18 protein-coding genes and 2 pseudogenes are annotated in these 18,564 nt (G+C 69.2%); 9 read left to right on the forward strand and 11 right to left on the reverse strand.

The annotated features are described in order from the left end of the window. Positions 1–209 precede the first annotated feature (209 nt). Entirely contained in the window at positions 210–899 is a 690-nt protein-coding gene (locus AB0D93_RS40530) for a hemerythrin domain-containing protein (RefSeq protein ID WP_362131475.1), read from the forward strand. 391 nt (positions 900–1,290) lie between these two features. On the opposite strand, the gene AB0D93_RS40535 is transcribed toward AB0D93_RS40530, so the two are convergent. Next, positions 1,291–1,683 carry an alpha/beta hydrolase gene (locus AB0D93_RS40535; RefSeq protein WP_362131478.1) on the reverse strand — a complete coding sequence of 131 codons (393 nt, stop codon included), beginning with the start codon at positions 1,681–1,683 and terminating at the stop codon, positions 1,291–1,293. Beyond that, positions 1,598–2,230, reverse strand: a complete 633-nt coding sequence (locus tag AB0D93_RS40540; protein ID WP_362131481.1) for a helix-turn-helix domain-containing protein — start codon at positions 2,228–2,230, stop codon at positions 1,598–1,600. The genes AB0D93_RS40535 and AB0D93_RS40540 overlap by 86 nt, the downstream gene beginning before the upstream one ends. An 89-nt stretch (positions 2,231–2,319) precedes the next feature. On the opposite strand from AB0D93_RS40540, the gene AB0D93_RS40545 reads away from it, so the two are divergent. Continuing rightward, entirely contained in the window at positions 2,320–3,201 is an 882-nt protein-coding gene (locus AB0D93_RS40545) for an NmrA/HSCARG family protein (RefSeq protein WP_362131484.1), read from the forward strand. A 183-nt stretch (positions 3,202–3,384) separates the two neighbouring features. On the opposite strand, the gene AB0D93_RS40550 is transcribed toward AB0D93_RS40545, so the two are convergent. Beyond that, entirely contained in the window at positions 3,385–5,670 is a 2,286-nt protein-coding gene (locus AB0D93_RS40550) for a WD40 repeat domain-containing protein (RefSeq protein ID WP_362131487.1), read from the reverse strand. A 579-nt stretch (positions 5,671–6,249) separates the two neighbouring features. On the opposite strand from AB0D93_RS40550, the gene AB0D93_RS40555 reads away from it, so the two are divergent. After that, on the forward strand, positions 6,250–6,789 hold the full coding sequence (locus AB0D93_RS40555; protein ID WP_362131490.1) for a winged helix-turn-helix domain-containing protein: 540 nt from the start codon (positions 6,250–6,252) through the stop codon (positions 6,787–6,789). Then, complete coding sequence (locus AB0D93_RS40560; protein ID WP_362131493.1) at positions 6,786–8,081, forward strand: MFS transporter; 1,296 nt, start codon at positions 6,786–6,788, stop codon at positions 8,079–8,081. Before AB0D93_RS40555 ends, AB0D93_RS40560 begins: the two co-directional genes overlap by 4 nt. Before the next feature lie 107 nt (positions 8,082–8,188). On the opposite strand, the pseudogene AB0D93_RS40565 reads toward AB0D93_RS40560, so the two are convergent. Together AB0D93_RS40565 and AB0D93_RS40570 are read right to left on the reverse strand one after the other, a co-directional pair. Further along, positions 8,189–8,368 (reverse strand): annotated as a pseudogene (locus tag AB0D93_RS40565) (DUF4158 domain-containing protein); the annotation flags it as partial. Between the two features lie 95 nt (positions 8,369–8,463). Further along, positions 8,464–9,381: a helix-turn-helix transcriptional regulator gene (locus AB0D93_RS40570; protein WP_362131496.1), complete on the reverse strand. Its 918-nt coding sequence runs from the start codon at positions 9,379–9,381 to the stop codon at positions 8,464–8,466. Between the two features lie 149 nt (positions 9,382–9,530). Between AB0D93_RS40570 and AB0D93_RS40575 the strand changes: the two genes are divergently transcribed. Then, positions 9,531–9,911, forward strand: coding sequence for a nuclear transport factor 2 family protein (locus AB0D93_RS40575; protein WP_362131499.1), 381 nt, complete (start codon positions 9,531–9,533; stop codon positions 9,909–9,911). A gap of 377 nt (positions 9,912–10,288) precedes the next feature. Here the strand turns inward: AB0D93_RS40575 and AB0D93_RS40580 are convergent, their stop codons facing one another. From AB0D93_RS40580 to AB0D93_RS40590, 3 genes are all read right to left on the reverse strand, one after another. Then, positions 10,289–10,717, reverse strand: a complete 429-nt coding sequence (locus tag AB0D93_RS40580; RefSeq protein WP_362131502.1) for a VOC family protein — start codon at positions 10,715–10,717, stop codon at positions 10,289–10,291. Positions 10,718–10,894: 177 nt separating this feature from the next. Beyond that, positions 10,895–12,001 carry a hypothetical protein gene (locus AB0D93_RS40585; protein ID WP_362131505.1) on the reverse strand — a complete coding sequence of 369 codons (1,107 nt, stop codon included), beginning with the start codon at positions 11,999–12,001 and terminating at the stop codon, positions 10,895–10,897. Positions 12,002–12,257: 256 nt separating this feature from the next. Then, complete coding sequence (locus AB0D93_RS40590) at positions 12,258–13,298, reverse strand: helix-turn-helix domain-containing protein (protein ID WP_362131508.1); 1,041 nt, start codon at positions 13,296–13,298, stop codon at positions 12,258–12,260. A 175-nt stretch (positions 13,299–13,473) separates the two neighbouring features. Here AB0D93_RS40590 and AB0D93_RS40595 point away from each other — a divergent pair, with 175 nt between their 5' ends. The 3 genes from AB0D93_RS40595 (at position 13,474) to AB0D93_RS40605 (ending at position 15,206) form a co-directional block, all read left to right on the forward strand. Next, a complete protein-coding gene (locus AB0D93_RS40595) occupies positions 13,474–13,911 on the forward strand; it encodes a VOC family protein (protein WP_362131511.1) in 438 nt (145 codons plus the stop codon). 219 nt (positions 13,912–14,130) lie between these two features. Further along, on the forward strand, positions 14,131–14,457 hold the full coding sequence (locus AB0D93_RS40600; protein ID WP_362131514.1) for a hypothetical protein: 327 nt from the start codon (positions 14,131–14,133) through the stop codon (positions 14,455–14,457). Positions 14,458–14,525: 68 nt separating this feature from the next. After that, positions 14,526–15,206, forward strand: a complete 681-nt coding sequence (locus AB0D93_RS40605; RefSeq protein WP_362131517.1) for an SMI1/KNR4 family protein — start codon at positions 14,526–14,528, stop codon at positions 15,204–15,206. 305 nt (positions 15,207–15,511) lie between these two features. Here AB0D93_RS40605 and AB0D93_RS40610 read toward each other — a convergent pair. Next, positions 15,512–16,507, reverse strand: a pseudogene (locus AB0D93_RS40610) (IS701 family transposase); the annotation flags it as partial. On the opposite strand from AB0D93_RS40610, the gene AB0D93_RS40615 reads away from it, so the two are divergent. After that, entirely contained in the window at positions 16,439–16,657 is a 219-nt protein-coding gene (locus tag AB0D93_RS40615; protein ID WP_362131526.1) for a hypothetical protein, read from the forward strand. The pseudogene AB0D93_RS40610 and the gene AB0D93_RS40615 sit on opposite strands and share 69 nt — an antisense overlap. 118 nt (positions 16,658–16,775) lie before the next feature. Here the strand turns inward: AB0D93_RS40615 and AB0D93_RS40620 are convergent, their stop codons facing one another. Beyond that, positions 16,776–17,075 carry a hypothetical protein gene (locus AB0D93_RS40620; protein WP_362131520.1) on the reverse strand — a complete coding sequence of 100 codons (300 nt, stop codon included), beginning with the start codon at positions 17,073–17,075 and terminating at the stop codon, positions 16,776–16,778. Positions 17,076–17,225: 150 nt separating this feature from the next. Next, positions 17,226–18,059, reverse strand: coding sequence for a PIG-L family deacetylase (locus AB0D93_RS40625; protein WP_362131523.1), 834 nt, complete (start codon positions 18,057–18,059; stop codon positions 17,226–17,228). Positions 18,060–18,564 lie beyond the last annotated feature (505 nt).

The raw sequence follows: 18,564 nt of genomic DNA on the forward strand, positions 1-18,564 counted from the left end.
GCGCTGAGGACCTGCCATCGGGCCTGGGTGAGGCCTTCCGTGGCGGCGGTCTGCTCGCCGAGTCGGCGCAGGGCTCCGGCTGCTTCGAAGACGTCGGCGATCAGCAGGGCTGCCTCGTCCGGCATCGCACACTCCTTCACTTGACAACATGCTGCTAAAAAGACAATGTGTTGTCATCGTACTGGACCAGCCACCCCGAAGGACAGGCCATGCCCAAGATCGACCTCTACCGGAACGTACACATGGGACAGCGTGCGCGGCTGTTCACCCTCGCCACCGAACTCGGCGCCGCGGACATCACTCAGACCGGCGCCGCCGCCGAGCAGGCGGACCGCTGCCTGGCCATGACCCAGGAACTGCGCGAGCACGCCGACCACGAGGACACCTTCATCCACCAGCTGCTGCGCGAGCGGGCCCCCGAGGCAGCCGACGCACTGGACGCCGAGCACATACGCCTCGACGCCGCCTTCACCACACTCGACGAGCAGGCACGCTCGCTGCCCGGCACCCCCGCCGATGACCTGCCGGAGGCCCAGCACGCCCTCTACCTCGCCTTGAACGAAGTCATCAGCGCCTACCTCGCGCACCTTCACCTCGAGGAGACGGTCGCGATGCCGGCCCTGTGGCAGTACGCCGGCGACACCGAGCTGGGCGCCGTCCTCGCCGCCTTCCGCGCCTCCCGCACCCCCGAGGAGGCTCTGACCGACCTTCGCCGGATGCTGCCCGCCCTGCCGCCCGCAGTGCGGACGGTCATCGTGCGGGGGGTCGTCGAGACGGCACCGGGCCAGGAGGCCGGCCTCCTGGCCGCGGCCACCACCACCCTCAGCCCCGGCCAGCGTCAGCGACTGTACGACGACCTCGGCATGCCGGAGACCTGGGCGCTCCAGACCCAGCCCTGACGTGCGGATCTTCCTCACACCACCCGCGACGGACACCCACGGGGGCGCGGTCCGCGCTCTGACCAGCGCAGTCCACGCCCCATCCGGCGAGCGGGTCACTGCCGGACGATGTCACCGCCATGGTCCTGGACTGGCACGGCCGCTCCGGTCATCGCCAAAGCCCTGCCAGCGCCGACACCGGTGCGCTCGGGCGCGCATGGTTCGTCGTCGTCCCGCCGGACCGTAGCTGTGGGATCGCCGGTGTGGGGGACTTCGGTGTGCAGGCCAGGTCGGCGACGCTCCCTGGCGGCCGGCCGGGCTCACATGCCTGATGATCAGCCACCGCCAGAGATAATCGGGGGCCCTCGGTGCAGGATCCGCCGGTGGGCTGACGGCCGCCCGGCGGATGGCCTCAGGACATGCTGCCCGGGCACACCGTCCCCGGGGCCGGTGTGCGGCCCGTGCGGAGGCGTCGGTCGACCGTCTCCGTGACGCAGCGGTTCTGCGGGTATGTGCCGTGGCCCTCCTCCTCGGCCGTCAGGAGCACGCCGACACCGTCGCCCAGGGCGCGGGCCATGTGGCGGGCGCCGGGGTATGGGGTGGTCGGGTCGCCGGTGCCGCCGACCACTAGGACGGGGGCCGCGCCGTCGGCGTTCACCTGGGGCGTGGCGCGCTCGCCGTCGAACGTCAAGTCGAGGCAGGTTAGTCGCGCCTGCCTCTCAGCTCCGCCAGGGTCTGAGTGCCAGTTCCGTCGCCTGCTGTACCCGCTCCCGTAGCCGATCGGGGTCGAGGACGGTGGCGGCATCCTCGTCGTCCATGAGCGCGTCGAGCGCGCCGTTCACCGCGCCTGTCAGTGCCCCGGTCAGAGCCGCCGCGCCCACCCGGTCCAGTTCGTCGGGGAAGGCCGCCTGCAGGGCCCCCGCTATCTCCTGCTGTGCCGACATCTGGATCTGCAGCGCCTTGCCCCGCACCGCCGGCACGGTTCGAAACAGCCTCATCCGCACGGCCGCCATCGGGCTGACCATGTCGGCATCGGTTTCGGCGACGGTCTCCAGCGCCCGGACCAGCACGTCCACGGGCCCCTCGGCCGGATCGCGGTTGGCGATCGCCTCGATCGTGGTCCGCGCCCGCGTGTCGCTGTCGGGGAACAGGATGTCTTCCTTGCTCGCGAAGTAGCCGAAGAAGGTCCGGGTGCCGATCTCTGCCGCCGCCGCGATCTCCGCGACGGTCGTCTCGTCGTACCCGTTGCGTTCGAACAGCTCCGCCGCTGCGTCGATGAGCGCCTGACGGGTGCGTTCCCGCTTCCTCTCACGCAGGGAAGACGCCGGGGCGCCGTGCTCTCGTATGACCATGCCCCGAGAATACTGCATTGACAGCGGATATGCACTCAATGCAAACTCGCATCGAATGCATCTATTGCCGAGGTGTCACGGAGACCACGATGAACACCCACGACAAGACCGTCCTCGTCACCGGCTCCACCGGGAATCAGGGCGGTGCCACCGCCCGCCACCTGCTAGCCGCCGGCTGGCGGGTCCGCGCCCTGGTCCGTGACGAGAACGCCCCGGCTGCCGCCGCTCTCGCCGCCGCGGGCGCCGAGATCGTCCGCGGCGACCTGGATGACCGTGCTTCCCTCGACGCGGCGATACGCGGCGTCTACGGCGTCTACAGCGTTCAGTCCGCCAACGCCAACGAGATCGCCCAGGGCAAGAACGTCGTGTATGCCGCCAAGGCCGCAGGCGTTCAACACCTGGTGTATTCGTCGGTCGGCGGCATGCAGAGCCAGAACCGCTTCTACGTGGAGCGCGGCTGGGGGCCCATCGACAAGTGGCAGATCGAGCAGCACATCCGCGACCTGGGCGTGCCCGCGACGATCCTGCGCCCCGCCGGGTTCATGGAGGACTTCACCAGCCCGGCGAGGTTCTTCCAGAACGGCGCCCTCACCGTGCCCTGGCATGACGACCTGGTCATGCAGCTGATCGCCATTGATGACATCGGCGCGCTCGCCGCGCTGGTCTTCGCGAAGGCGGACACCTACCTGGGTCAGGCTATGGAGATCACCGGCGACCGGCTGACCGCCCCGCAGATTGCCGCCGCGCTGAGCACGGCGGCGGGCCGGCCGATTCCGCACACACAAGTGCCGCTCGACATCCTCTGGGAGCACGATCCCGAAGTCGCGAAGGTGTTCACCTGGGCGAACGAGATCTACTACGACTCCGACCCCGAGCCTCTGCGCAAGACTCACCCTGGTCTCATGGACTTCGGTACCTGGCTGGAGCGGTCGGGCCGGACGCGGCTGATGGCGCAGCTGGATGCCGTGTAGCAGCGGCCGGGCGCATGACCGCGACGCAATCGAGGGCCGGTAGCCGGCTCGGCACAGCGTGTCCAGCGTCTGTGGTCCTCGACGGAGAGGCTGCCGGCCACTCCACGCTCGCTGCCAGTCGCTCGACGCCATCTCGGCGATCCCCGGCCCAGCGCAAGGCCCGCCGCGAGTACGCGAACCGTGTCAACACCCTCGGCGACCCACGGCCTGAGCAACACTCGGAGGTGCGGTAATGGGGCGGGGCACCACAACCGCGACCTCCCACCCGAAGCCCACCACCAACCCACCGCCAGGGTCCCAGGCCAAAGCGCGGACCGGTTGCGGGAACACCGTGGGAGCACCCAGCTGTTCGCCGGTGTGCAGATCCCAGACCCATACCGTGGCATCGTTGGGGACGCTGGCGACAACGACGGGTCTGCCCTCCACCACCGCGGTGGCCATCGCGTTCACCCACCCGGTGCCGGGGCCTCCCGCCAGGCCGGTGCTGAAGGGCCGGCCGAGCTGTTCGCCCGTATGCAGATCCCAGACCCGCACCGTGGCATCGCGGCTACCGGTGACGGCCACCGGCCTGCCGTCCAGCGTGCATGTCGCCACTGCCCGCACCCAGGCGGTGTGACCCCGAAGCGACTGCTCGAGTTGCTCGCCGGTATGCAGGTCCCACATTCGCACGACGCAGTCCTCATTGCCGACGAGGACGACCGGCCTGCCGTCCACCACCGTGGTCGCCATTGCCTTCGCTTCGCCGGTATGGCCAGGCAGCGGCGCACCGCGCGGCGCGTTGGTCTGGAGGTCCCAGATCCGTACGGTGCCGTCGCCGCTGCTGGTGACGGCGACCGCTCGGCCGTCCACGACGGTGGTCGTCAGCGCTTGCACGGTGTCCTCGTGACACGCGAGCTGGTCCAGCGGTGCACCGGTTGCCAGGTCCCAGATCCACACCGTGCCGGACTCGCCGTCGGTGAGACCCACCGGCCGCCCGTCCAGGACGGTGGTGGCCACCGCCACCATCCCACCTTCCTCATGGCTGGTGAACGGCTGCCCCACCGGCACGCCGGTGTGGAGGTCCCAGATCCGCACGGTGCCGTCGCCGCTGCCGGAGACGGCCACCGGCCGGCCCTCCAGCGCTGCCGTGGTGACTGCTCGAACGCAGTCGGTGTGACCGCGCATGGGGTTGCCGATTCGTGGGCCGAGGGTGAGGTCCCAGACCCGTACGGTGCCGTCGTCCCCGCCGGTGACGGCGTGCGGCTGATCTTCCATCGTGCCGATCGCCACCATCCGCACCGGCTGGGTGTGACCGGCCAGCGGCTCGCCGAGCTGCGCGCCGGTGAGGATGTCCCAGACCCGTACGGTGCAGTCATCACCGCCGGTGACGGCAACGGGTCGGCCCTCCAGCAGTGTGGTGGCTACCGCCCGCACCCCACCGTCGTGGCCGGTGAGAGTCCGGCTCAGCTGCCCGGTGCCCAGGTCCCAGACCTGCACGGTGCCATCGCCAGCGCCGGTGATGACGGCCGGACGGCCTTGCAGCGTGCACGCGGCCAACGCGGTCACCCACTGGGCGCAGAGCGCGTCATTTCCGGGATAGTCGCGCTGCTCGCCGGTGGGCATGTCCCAGACCCGCAGCGTCTCATCGCTGCTGGTGACGGCGACTGGCCGACTGTTCAGCACGGTTGTCACGGCCCAGCCCACATCGTCCACGCCGTCGTCCCAGAACGGGTGCTCCAACGGGCGGCCCAGCAGAACATTGCCGCGCAGGTCCCAGATTCGCACGATGCCGTCGTCGCTGCCGGTGACCGCGACCGGACGGCCTTCCACTATTGCCGTCGCCACCGCCGTCACCGGGCTGTGACCGGCCAGCGGGTGACCCAGCGGGGTGCGGCTGCGTAAATCCCAGACCCGCGCCGTCGCATCACGACTGCCGGTGATGGCCACCGGTCGGCCGTCGAGCTCGGCAGTGGTCATGGTCTCCACCGTGCCGTCGTGACCGGCAAGGGGTGGCCCCAGAGGCGCGTCGGAGTGCAGATCCCAAAGCTGTACGGAGCCGTCGTCGTGGCCGGTGACGGCGACCGGACGGCCTTCCACCTCGGCCGTCGCCACGGCCGTCACCGCGCTGTGACCAGCGAGGAGGCCTCGCAATTGAGGGCTGGTCTGGGATCCCGTGGCCCAGCGCACCCGCCATGGGAAGAGTCCTGAAGGCGGGCCAGGGGGCCGGGCCAGATCCGCGGCCAGCTGCCGGGCACCCCAGCGGGACGCGTTCAGGCTCAGCAGCCACCGGCGCAGGTCCGGTCCGGCCCCGGCGTGCTGCGACAGTGAGGTGCGATAGACCGCCGCGGCCAAGCGGGCTGGTGCACTGCGCGCTCGTGCCAGCAGGGGCAGCAGCGCTTGGGTGTCGGCACGGACCAAGAACTCCGTGTCGGTCAGCAGCTCGTCGAGCTCCCCGGCCTCGGCGGCCTGACGGGCGATGCCGGTGAGCATGGTCGGCTCCAGCCGGGACCAGGGCGGTGGGGAGGACTGAGTGTTCACCGGGCACCTCCGGCTCGGCCGTCAAGGCCAGTAGCCGCCCGTCGGCGGCTCGACGTCGGATCTCACTCTCAGCATGCGGGTTCCCACCGGCAGGTGCACCGCGACCCGCGGCGCCGGCGGCCTCACGATCCCGGGCCTCCCGACCAGTCCTCTGATCTGTGTGTCCCTCAGAAGAATCACGGAGTCAGTGAGTTCGGGAGTCGCAGACTTTGGGTGGCCCGGAGTCCCTGACTCTGGGTCGCTCCCAGAGCCGCCGGCGAGAGCGGGTGTGAGTAGTCGGCGTACAGGAAATCCCGGTGAGAACGATCTTGCTGGGGGGTGTCCACCTCGTACGAGGTTCGAGCTGCCGGGGGACGGTGCCGGCGCGCAGTTCCCGTAGGTCGGGGATGTGGTTGTAGAGGGTGCCTGGGGAGACGCCGAGGAGCTTGGCGATCGAGGTGATGGAGCGGTCAGGGTCAGGCAGCAGGTCGCGGGCGGCCTTGCGGCGCGAAACTCCTTGCGTAATGGTCAAGAATCGTTGACCATTGCTGCATGCCTACCGATGACCTTCCCGAGACGTTTCACGTCACGACTGACGAACAGCTGCGGGCCGTCTCCAATCTCACGCGCCACCGGATCATGGCCGTGCTCCGCTTCGAGCCCGCGACGATCACGCAGATCGCCGAGCGAGTGGGCCTTGCGAAGGGGAGTTCCAGCTACCACGTACGGCTGCTCGAACGGGCCGGCCTGGTGAAGGTGGTACGAACGCGGAAGGTCCGGGGGGTCACCGAGCGGTACTACGCAATGGCCGCGCGGGCGATCGTGCTGCCGGATCCGGGCGAGGGAGGGCCGGATGTGCTGATGCGGCACGCGGTGGCGGACCTGGAGGCAGCGCCCGCAGATGGCGAGCGGCACGTGCGGATGGCGCATCTGCGGCTCACCGAGGAGCAGTTCACACAGCTGGGGGCGCGGCTGCAGGCATTGGCGGACGAGTACCGGGAGCTGTCCGATCCGTCGCTGCCGGACGCGTCACTCGTCTTCGCACTGTTCCACCCCGCGTCGCGCGCGCAGGCCGATGGGGGCGCCAAGTGACCTCAGACGCCCGGGAGTTGCCGACCGGGTTCGGACGGCTGTGGACCGCGCAGACGATCTCCTCGCTCGGTGATGGGGTAACGCATGCCGCGCTGCCGCTGCTCGCGTTGACGTTGACGCGCGATCCGATGGCGCTCGCCGTCGTCACCGCTGCGGGGACGCTGCCGTGGCTGCTCTTCGGGGTGCTCGGCGGTGCGCTGGTGGACCGTTGGGACCGCCGGCACACGATGTGGGTCTCGGACACAGCACGTGCGGTGCTGCTCGGGATACCAGCGGCGGCGGCCATGGTCGACGTGCTGAGCATTCCGCTGCTCGCGGCCGTCGCCTTCCTGCTCGGCCTCGGCGGACTCTTCTTCGATACGGCCGCCACGGCCTATCTGCCGGATCTGCTCCGCCGCGACCCCGAACTCCTGGAGCGTGCCAACTCCCGCTTGCGCGGCGCCCAGACCGCCATGTCCGGCTTTGCGGGGCCGCCCGCGGGCAGTGCCCTGCTCGCGCTCGGGCGGGCGGTTCCGCTGCTCACCGACGCGGTGTCGTTCCTGCTCTCCGCACTGCTCGTCCGTACGCTGCCTGCCATGCCCCGGCCCGGGCCGCAGGTCCGCGAGTCGCTGCTCCGGCAAGCGCGGGCCGGGGCCTCGTACGTCTTCCGGGACCGGGTGCTGCTCGGGCTTGCGCTCCGCCCGGCGGTCGGGAACATCGCATTCCTCGCTGTGGAGACCGTCCTCGCCCTCTTCGCGCACGACCGCCTCGGCATCGACACCTACGGCTTCGGCCTGCTCCTCACAGCGGAGGCCACCGGCGGCCTGCTCGGTGCAGGCATCGCCTCCTACCTTGGCCGACGACTCGGGACCGGCACCGCACTGACCTGCACAGCCGCCGTCGAAGGGCTTGCCATCCTAGGCCTGGCCGCTGCACCGAACCCGTACGTGGCCGGGCTGGCGCTCGCCGTCTGCGGGGCCGGCATGGGCGCCACGATGGTGCTTGCCCCCTCCCTCCGGCAGGCGATCGTCCCCGCCCACCTCATGGGCCGGGTAGCCTCCACCTCACGCATGTTGGCCATGTGCGTGGCCCCCATTGGGGCCTTGCTCGGCGGCTGGCTGGCCACCACCTACGACGTCCGCACCCCGCTCTACGCCGCCGCCGGCGTCCTCCTGGCGATGACGGCCGTCACGGCATCCATGACCAGCAACCGCCGGGTCGAAGCGGCGCTGCGTGCCGCTGCCCCGGTCGGCGGTCCGGACCACCCGGCATCCAAGGATCCCGCCCAGGAGAGTGCACCCGGCCTGTTGTGACGCCTGCCGCGAAGGCGTCACAACACGCCGGGCGACAGGCCCCGCGGGGCCCCATGAGTGGCCGGGTCGGTCGGGTGCGCTGGCCGTCAGTCCTCGTCGTCCTCGGCGCGGACCGTGCAGAGCTGCACCGCCATGCCCAGCCGGTGCGCGTCCGTACGACGCAGCGCGATCAGATCACGGTCGTCAGCGTCGAGGAAGAGGAACCGCTCCAGCTCTGGGCGCGTGGGCACCGCAGTGAACGTCCCGTACGCCTCGGCCTGCTCATCAGTCAGAAACTCCACCGGCACGAGGCGGACCGTAGCCAGCGCCGACACCCGCTCGACGATCTTTCCGTGAACCTCAGCGAGGCCCCAGGACGGCGTGCTAGCCGTCAAGATCAATCTCACCGACGGTCTCTTGGCCAGCGCTGGCGGGTGCGGAAGCCGCCGGGGGTGTCGCCGGTCTCGCGGGTGAAGAACTTCCCGAAGTTGGCGGGTTCGGAGAATCCGAGCATCCGGCCGATCGCGGCGACGGGCAGGTCGGTGTGCACGAGCAGGCGTTGCGCCTCCAGGGCGGCGCGGGCGTCGATGAGTTCTTTGGCGCTGCGGCCGGTGGCGGCCTGGCAGGCCCGGGTCAGGGTGCGTGGTGAGTAGCCGAGTCGGGCAGCGTAGCTCTGCACGGAGCGGGTGGCGGCGAAGGAGCGCTCCAGCTCGTACCGGAAGGCACTGAAGACCTCGCCGCCGGCCCCCGCCGAGGCGGCACGGTCCGGATGGGGCAGCCGGGCCAGGCGCAGCAGCACCGCGCCGAGGAGCTGGCGCAGCAGTGGGACGGTGAGGTCGGAGTCCGGGTCCTCCCGGCGGTCCTCCAGGGTGCGGTACTCGGCCGCGATCTCGGCCAGGGCCCGGTCGAGGACCTGTTGGTCGCCCGGGGAGAGCGTCCAGCCGGCCGGGCCGAACCCGTCGAGGAGGGACGCGAGTTGAGCCAGGCGTGGTGGGAAGGCGGCGGTGAACAGCACCAGCACGGCATCCAGTTCGGCCAGGCGGCCCTCCGTATCGGCCGGGAACCGCTGGACCTGCCCGGGCCGCAGATGCAGCAGTCTGCCCGGTGCGCAGGGCTGGGGGACGAAATCGACCATCATGGTTGCCTCGCCGCCTCGTACGAGGAGCAGTTGGTGGAAGTCCGGCCGGCTCGCGGTGTGGGCGACCGCCCTTCTCAGGCGGCGGCGCAGGGCGTCGTACGTCAGGACCTCGATGCCCAGCCGCGGGCGGTCGGGATTTCGGTAGGCGATGTCGATGACATCTGGTTGTCCAACTTTGACCATGACGGGACCCGACTCTACCTCGCCGCGGGAGCTCCTGGGCGGGGATCGTGGAGGCGTCGCTGCGTGCTGCCGATCTGCGTCCCTGAGACCCGCGGCGCGCTCGTACGTCCCTGTCCCGATGGGTACACACGAGGTAAGGACCCACCACTGTGAAGACTGCGATCACCGATCCCGCACTGCTGCCCGGCGCGTTCGAGGATGCCCTGAACGGCGGTGATGTCGAGGGCGTGCTGGCCCTGTTCGCTCCTGGCGCCACGATGCGCACGCCGGCCGGCGAGGTCATCGCCGGTCACGAGGCGCTGCGCCGGGAGATCAGCGGGACCGTCGCCGCTCGTGGACGGCTCACCAACGTCCCCCGGCTCGCCCTGGTCGGCGCGGAGACCGCGCTGCTGGTCACCGACTGGACTCTCGAAGTCACCGCTCCCGACGGCGAGCGTGTCGCCCCGACCGGCACCACCGCCAACGTCGCGTGCCGAAGCGACGACGGCTGCTGGCGGTTCGCCGTGCTCAATCCGCTCGGCACGGACTGAGCGACGACTGAGCGCGAAACGTGCCGGACTCCACCGGCCTGACGGTGATCCGTCCCGCCGGCAACGGCCGGACGGACCACCGGGGCTCCGCGGCACCGCTGGGGCTGCGGTCAGAACCAAGTTCGGTGAGCGGCGAACCGACGATGGCCCGGGGCCGCCCGCTTTCCCCACCCGGTGCTTGGGGTGCCCTCAGAGTTGCTCGGCTTGATTCCCCAGGCAGAACCGCGCTGACCTGCGGACGGGCGCCACAGAGGAGGGTCACATATCGCCATCATCTGCGCGAGGCGCACCAGGCCGCCCAACAGCGCGCATCAGCCGCTCCCGCGCCACTGCACCGCTCTGCGGGACCTGGCCGGAGGAGGGTGCGTTCGCGGGCCTCAGTCGATGCAGAACTCGTTGCCCTCGATGTCCAGCATCGGGATGCACGCATCATTGCCGTCATACAGCGTTCGCACATGTACCGCCCCGAGCGGCACCAGCCGTGCGCACTCGGCCTCAAGTGCGGCGAGGCGCTCTTCCCCCACGAGTCCGGTGCCGACCCGCACGTCGAGATGCACCCGGTTTTTGGCGGCCTTCCCTTCGGGGACGCGCTGGAAGTACAGTCGCGGACCCACGCCCGAGGGGTCAACGCAGGCAAACCATGCGTCCTGCTGCTCAGGTGGCTGGGAGCGCTTGAAATCGTCCCATGTGGCAAACCCTTCGGGTGGCGGCGGTACGACGTACCCCAACACCTCGCACCAGAAACGGGCGAGGCGCTCAGGTTCTGCGCAGTCGAAGGTGACCTGGAACTTCTTGATCGACATCACCCGGCCACCGTATTGCCGCGTACTCTTCAGCGAAACCCCCAGGCTGTCGTCGTCGCGCAGGCGGGCGCGGGCGCCGTTCGGCAGTCGTTCGTGTGCATGAAGGGGTACGACAGCTACGCCACCACTGGGACATGTCCTGGTCCGGCAGACGACCTCGACGGGGCCCGCCGAGTGAGCCTAGAAGAGGTGCGACGAGGTGTCGTGCGTGAGGTTCTCGAGGATCCTGCGCATCCACGGGCTGCGAACGGCTGGTAGCCGCACCAAGGTGTTCTGGAACGTCCCCCGGTCGGCACGGAACAAGGAGGTGGGGCGCGGCGGGAGTGGGTCGTCGCGGAGGACGTCTCGGGGTATGCCGCCCGAGGCGGGAAGCGGCGGGTACGGCTGGGGAGAGACAAGCCACAGCCACATCCCCAGCGGCAGGGGCACAGCGTATGCCGATGCAGTCGGGACGACGGGGGTCCAGATCTGACCCGTCTGGGGATGGACCGGTACGAGCAGGATGTCGGCACCCGCGTCGGGGGAGGGCCGGCCCGGCCCGGACAGGACGGCGCGCCGCATCGGTGGGCCCGCGGGCAACAGGGCATCGAGCGCGCGTTGGAACACGTCCGCGGTCAGACCGTTGGGGATCTGCACCGGCTGCCCTTCGGAGGCCGCCACCAGGTGGGCGAGCGCCTGCCCGGCCGCCGCCTCCCACTGCGGACTCCACGACCAGTAGTGGCTCGCCCCAAACCGTCCTCCCCACGTGGCAATCGGCTCGTACGGGGGCGCTTTCTCCCCCTTCTCCATCAGTTCCGTCCAGGAGAGCGGCGCAGCGTCGACAAGGTCGACGAGGACGCGGTGCACGGCGTCTGAGCTGAGCCGCACCGCCTGCCAGAGAGAGCAGTCGTCGACCCTCGCCGCCACGGGCAGGCCGCACGCCTCGCAGGCCAGGTTGGGCCCGTCGGCCCCGTCCAGGCCACAGCAGGCACCGCCGCGTTTCTCGGGGATCAGCCGGGTTCCGCGGATATCACCGGGCGCGATGACAACCGCCCCGGGCGCGTTGTCGGACAGGGCGTAGACCGGCGCGTAGATGCCGTGCGCCGCTGCCTCGTCCGGGTCGATCTCGTCCCACATTCGCCATGGCCGTCCCCAGGGTTCCGGGTCCACGGCAAACGTCCCTGACTCCATGAGTACCGGAAGCTGGATCCCGTTCCCGTATTTCTGACGGGCGTGGGCCGGAAGGGAGACCTCGGACAAGGGGACGGTCAGCTCAGCATCGCAACTCGCACAGACGAAAACGAACAAAGACCCCTCCGCACGGAAACAGCCGCATGCTTGCAGCTCTGCGGCGGCCGGCCAACGGGTTTTCTCGTCCGCCGCGGGAAGGCAGGACTGCGGTAGGGCGACATCCGGATGGCCGGGGGGACGGCGGCGCCGGCCGGGTCGGCCCTCGGAGAAGGACTGACACGGCCGACGCGTGGACGCCGTCGTGCTGCGGCGAGTCAGGGCACCCCCGTGGTCCTGGCACGCTTCGCGCACTGGGCCTGTTGAGCGACCGGGGTCAATGATGTGCGGGTGTCTCCGGGGCTGTCATTCGTACGGCGTCCACGTCGGTGTGCGCAGCGTCCACAGCCGATCGTCTCCGCGCCTGGTCTCGTAGCTCGCTGGGTGTGACGCCCTGCGCGGTGCGGAAGGCGCGGGTGAAGTCGCCGGGGCGGCGATAGCCCCAGCGGGCGGCTATGGCGTGGATGGGCATTTCGCGCTGACCGGGGTCGCTGAGGTCCTGGCAGGCCATGGTCAGCCGCTGGTCGCGTATGTAGGAGGCCACGGTCAGGTCCTCGTCCTGGAACAGGCGGTACAGGTAGCTGCGGGAGATGTGGTGAGCCGCGGCGACCTTCGCGGGGGTCAGGTCCGGATCGCCCAGATGCCGGCGGATGAACGACTTGACGCGCAGGACCATGGTGTGGGCGTGCGTCTCGGGTGGCAGGTGCGGCTCCGCGTCCAGGACGTGGGCGAAGACGGAGGTGACGAGATCGGTGACGACCCTGCCCAGCCGCTCGGCGTCCGCCGCCCGGTAGGAAGAGGTGTCCGAGACCAGCCGCACGAGCAGCCCGGCGAGCAGCGCCCCCATACCGTCGCGGCCGGATATCCGCTGCCCGACCACCCCGTACGCCCGGTCGGCCGGAAGCTCCACTGCGGCACGCGGGATCTCCACCCCGATGATGGTGACCGGATCCGGCCCGGTGGATATCTCGTACGACCGGGACGAGCAGTTCACGTGGAAGTCGTCGATCCGATACCCCACCTGCTGCCTGCCCCAACTCGCCGCACCGTCGCCGCGGCGCAGCAGAGACAGGTGGAACACCTCCGGATCGGACTGGCGCACGAGTCTCGGCGTGCGACGGAACACCAGATGGTCGAAGGTCGCAGGCCACACCGTCACCTCGCCCAGCCCGATCACGCGCTGGTGCCCCCGGTAATCCGCGGTCCGCTCGCTGCTCAGATACATCGGCGCATGAGTACGCCCCAGTTGTTCGGCCCACGCCTCGAATCGGTCGCTCGCCGGCAGCTCCTGGGTGCTGAAGACGGATTCAGGTAACACGACGTCAGTCAACCACAGCGCCGGAGAACGACCGCGAGCCGCCGAGACGTGGGGCGCCCCAGGCACCGTGACACTCCCCGCCCTTGAAGGGCGGAGATTCCGGCCTGGGTCGGCTGACTCTCCCGGCGTGTGGCTGGAGCATGGGAGCGAGATCCGGCTCGGTAGCATGCAACGCATGGCCATCAAACTCGAGAACGTCGGCATCGCAGTTCGCGACCTCGAAGCAGCGATCTCCTTTTTCACCGACCTGGGCCTCACCGTCGTCGGCCGTGACACCGTCAGCGGTGAGTGGACCGACACCGCCGTCGGCCTTGATGGCAATCACGCCCACATCGCGATGCTCCAGACGCCGGACGGTCATGGTCGCCTTGAGCTGTTCGAGTACATCCACCCCGAAGCGATCGAATCGGAGCCCACTCGTCCCAACGAGATTGGCATGCATCGCGTCGCCTTCTCAGTCGACGACATCGACGAAGCCCTCGAGACGGCCGCAAAGCACGGATGCCGACCGCTTCGTGGTGTCGCGACCTACGAGGACGTCTACAAGCTCACGTACGTCCGCGGTCCCAGCGGCATCCTCGTGATGCTCGCCGAGGAGCTGAAGAAGAACTGACGGCTGATCAGGTCAACTAGCCTGGCGCTTGCACAAGGCGGCTTTCGTCGCCGCGTCAGCGTGCACATGGTGGCAGCGGCCCTGTCGCCCGCACCGCCGCTACGAACGCAAGGCCGAACACTTCCTCGCCTTCGTCGGCATCTCCAGCACCCTCATCTGCTACCGCCGCTGCCTCAACTCGGGTGACATCCCGATGTCGGCTCCTCGATGATGAGCGGCGTGCCTGCATCCGAGACGCCCAAAGCCGTGGTGGCCCGCCTCTTCCAACAGATCCAGAACGAGACATGGCCTGCCCATCTCAACACCGCCGAGCGTGCAGGCATCGACCTCGTGATGCTCGATGCCGATATCGCCGGGTGCGTGACGACCTGGCTGAGCAACAACGGTTTCCTCGACGCGCGGCGTCTCGCAATCCTCCGCCGGAAGCTCTCCGACCTGGAACAGGTCCTGCCGGAGCTCGACGAAGCAGACAACCTTCGCTTGTGGCAGCTGTGGCACCAGGTCGCTCAGCTTGTCTCCGAGACCGTTCGACACTCCACCAACTGAGACGACGTCCAACCTCCGTTGTCGGTGGCATGGGCTAACGTCCGTTCTCGCCGTTGACAGGAGGAGCTGTGGACACACAGACAGGCTGGTCGGGAGTCCGGGAACGGGTAATCGCGGTGGTGGAGGCCCGGCATCGGGCACACGGCAGGAGGCCTCCTTCGCCGCACGCCGTCTTCGAGCCGGTCCTGACCGAGGCAGAGATCGCTGAGGTCGAGGCGCAATACGGTGTCGAACTCCCCGAGGAGTACCGCACCTTCGTGGCGGAGGTCGGTGCGGGCGGGCCCGGCCCCGAATTCGAGCTGACATCGTTGCGCAGGGTCGGCGGGAAATGGGGCTGGGTCTGGGAAGACGGCGATCCCATTCCGCTGGACCCGAGCGGGCCCTTCGTAGAGACGGAAGAATGGGCCGGCCAACAGCTGGCGACCCTTCGCGCTGCCGGGTACGAGCCCACCACCCGCGACGAGGACGACGACTACCTGAACGACTACCGCGAGGTCTTCGGCGACCCCGGAGACCGGGTCTGGCACGAGGAACGGGACCGGGGCGCGATCCTCATCAGTGACAACGGATGCGGGATGACAAGCTGGCTCGTCATCGTCGGCCCGCACCGCGGAGAACTCCGCGACCGGAACGTCGGGACCAACCCGCCCTACGTCCCGTTCGTCGACGGGCACGGGAACCGCCACAACTTCCACACCTGGTATCTCGAATGGCTCGAGCGACGCGAGAGGGAAGCCCTGGGCTCCTAGTACTCCAGTTGCAGTTCGCTATTCCTGCTGGTCAGAGCCACGTTCGTGAGTGTACTGGGCTGATGCGTCGTCAGATGGCGGGAGTTCGTGACTTCGGGTGCGGCGGCGGTAGTGACAGTGGCGCGCCGTGGCCTGGTGACGGCGGCACCAGCGAGACCAGTTCAGTGCGTGGCGTGTGCGCCGGATATGCGTCAGCGTGGGGCGGCCAACTGCCAGGAGTCGCCGGATTTCCGCCACCGTGAGCGGGGCGAGATCGCCGGAACCGATTCTGCGGCCCCCCTTTCCGTCCCCGCGGCGGCCATGGCGGCGAGGAAGGCGTGGGCGAGCATGGCCAGGGTGATGTGCCGATACCAGCCCGGATACCGGCGAACTTCGTACTGATCCAGGCCGCACTCGTTCTTCGCGGCCTGGAACGCCTCCTCGATCGCCCAGCGCGTCCCGGCGACCCGTACCAGTTCGGCGATGCCGGTGCCGGCCGGTGCATAGGCGAGGTAGTAGGCGATCTCCTCCGGACGGGCCAGGCTGCGGCGGGCCAGCACCCACCGGTCGTGGGTGGGCGCATCACCGTCGAAGTCATCGATCGCGGGCAGTCTCGCTGCCGCCCAGTCGTAGAAGCGCGGCCCTTTCGCGCCCGCCCCGCAGGAGTGGCGTTCCCAGGCTTCCTCGGGTGCCTGGGTGATGGCGAAGTCGATGCGGCCGATGGCGTGCACGTGCTGGGACTTCGGCACGGCCAGAACGTAGCCGACGCCGGCCTCCTCCAGCAGCCGGCGCAGCCGCCACTCCTGGCCGTAGGCCGAGTCCGCGGTCACCCAGGCGATCGGCAGCGGCGAGGCCAGGGCCCGCATGATGATGGCCTTCGCGAGATCGCCTTTGGTGGCGAACGCGCGCTCGTCGGGAACCTTCGCCTCTGTGCAGCGGTCCGGATCAGAGGTCCAGGACTTCGGCAGATACAGCTCCCGGTCCACCAGCACGCGGCCACTGGAGGAGGCATAGGCGGCGAACACGCCGATCTGGCAGTTCTCGGTGCGGCCCGCCGTGCCGGAGTACTGCCGTTGCACCCCGGCCGAGACGGTGCCCTTCTTGATGAACCCGGTGTCGTCGATGATCAGCACCCCGGCCGTGTCCCCGAGCTTCTCGGCGACGTATTCCTGCAGGTCATCGCGGATTTCGTCGGGGTCCCAGCAAGCTCGGCTCAGCAGGTGCTGCAACCCTGCGGGAGTGTGGTGACCAGCATGCTCGGCAAGCTGCCAGCTGTTCTTCCGGCCCACTGGTCCGAGCAGGCCGTGCACATAGGCCCGCATCCGCCGCCGAAGATCCACCCGTCCGAAGCGGTGACCGATCCGCACCAGCAGTTCTTCCAGCTCCGCCGACCAGACATCGGGCCGCACATCATCTTGCACGACAAGCACAACGGCCCGCCGCACCCGAAGTCACGAACTCCCGCCACCTGACGGCGCATCAGCCCAGTACACTCACGAACATGGCTCTGACCAGCAGGAATAGCGAACTGCAACTGGAGTACTAGTACTCCAGCAGTAGATCGTGACCTTCATGTCTGGGATGCCTCTCTCACGAGCCGTCCCAGAGCCCCAGCCGTCGCAGACGACGCTGCCGACGCCTCTCGTACAGCGCCGTGAGCCCGACGATTCCGCCGAGCAGAAAGCCGCCGATCGGCGCGATGGCGTAGTCCGACGGCTGCACGTCTGGGAGCAACAGGAAGTAGGTAGCCCACACTGCTCCCGTCAGAAGCGACAGGATGACCGGATGCCGGGCCGCGAACTTCTGTGTGCGTGTTGGCGGGCGCTCACCACCAAGGAGGCGGTCCACGGTCCAGAAGGCCCGCACCAGTCTTCGTCTGATCTCTGACATGGCCGAGAGGGTAGCGGGCGCCGATCAGTCCTCCACCGGCGCGATGCCCCGCCCAGCCCGCAGCACCGGTTCGGGTCCTTGATGTCCAATTGCAGGGCAATCGAACCGTACCGGCGCTCAGCTCGCTCGGGTCTCCGGGAAGGCGGTGGATCAGCGCAGTCCGGCGAAGAGGTCGTTTTCGGGTACGGCGGCGCCGGTGGTGTCCTGGACACGTACGAAGGTCTCGACGCCCATCAATTCGGTGAACCTTTGCTGGCCCATCTTGAGGAAGAAGATGTTCTCGCCCTGGCTGGCGTGCGCGGCCAGGGCATCGAACTTCTGACCGCCGAACGCGGTGGTGTCCACCCAGGTGGTGATGTCCTCGTCGGCCAGACCGATCTCGGCGATCGCGGCGGCCTCGGCAGGGTCCGGCTCCTGCCAGTCCGCGCCGAACTCACGCATGACTTCGCCGAATCGCTGCATCATCGACCGAGGTGCCGTCGTCCAGTAAACCTTCGGTGTCAGCGCGGTCATGGCCAGGGCCGCCATCGTGATGCGGTTGGCCTGGATGTGGTCGGGGTGGCCGTAGAAGCCGTTCTCGTCGTAGGTGACGACCACGTCGGGTTGGTGGTGGCGCAGGAGTTTTGCGAGTCGGGCCGCGCCCTCCTCCACGGGTGTCTGCCAGAAGGACCCTGGGGCGTCGTTGGTTGGCCAGCCCATCATTCCGGAGTCGGCGTAGTCGAGCATCTCGAGATGACTGACCTTCAAGATGTCGCAGCTGGCCATGAGTTCTTGACGCCGCATCAGGGCGACGGCTGCCGGATCGTGGCCGGGGTCGCCCGGCTTGACACCCCCCGGTCCGTCACCGCAACTGCCGTCCGTACACGTCACGAGGACCGTGCGGATGCCCTCCGCCGCATAGCGTGCGAGGACACCTCCGGTTCCCGTGGCCTCATCGTCGGGGTGGGCGTGCACCGCCATGAGCGTCAAGGGCCGGTCATTCATGCAACAGTCCTCCTGTGTGAAAAATGCCTTGGTTCGAGTCCGAGGGCCCGGGGGCCCGGACCGCTTCGGGGCGCGACCTTCTGGTGTCTCCGGCCCCGCCCGCGCGGTGCCGGCCCCTCGGTTGGTGCAACAGCGCCGGCCGGATCAGCTGTTCCCGCTGAGCACGGCAATTCTCCTGGGCCTTGGTACTCGCGTGGTCGCCACCAGGAAGACGGGTCGGCGATCCGGGAATCGTCAACGCGGCTTCGGGGGGAGGTCTCTGCGTGCGTGATGGTGCGAGGCGGTCGCGGTCCCGGCCGCCGACGACCGGCCGACGAGGGTGAGGGGGAGCACCTCGCCGTCCCGTTCGACCAAGGCATCGACGATCGCGACCCTGGTGACGGCGATGCTGTCGCGGGGCAGCGTTTCCTTTCACCGGGTTCCTCCGAGGATGCCCCGGCCTTCAGGCCGGGGAGGAATCGGACTCCTGCAGAGCAGGGCAGGGACAGCGGGATCGCCGTCAGGG

Source organism: Streptomyces sp. NPDC048191 (assembly GCF_040652655.1).
Taxonomy (GTDB): Bacteria; Actinomycetota; Actinomycetes; order Streptomycetales; family Streptomycetaceae; genus Streptomyces.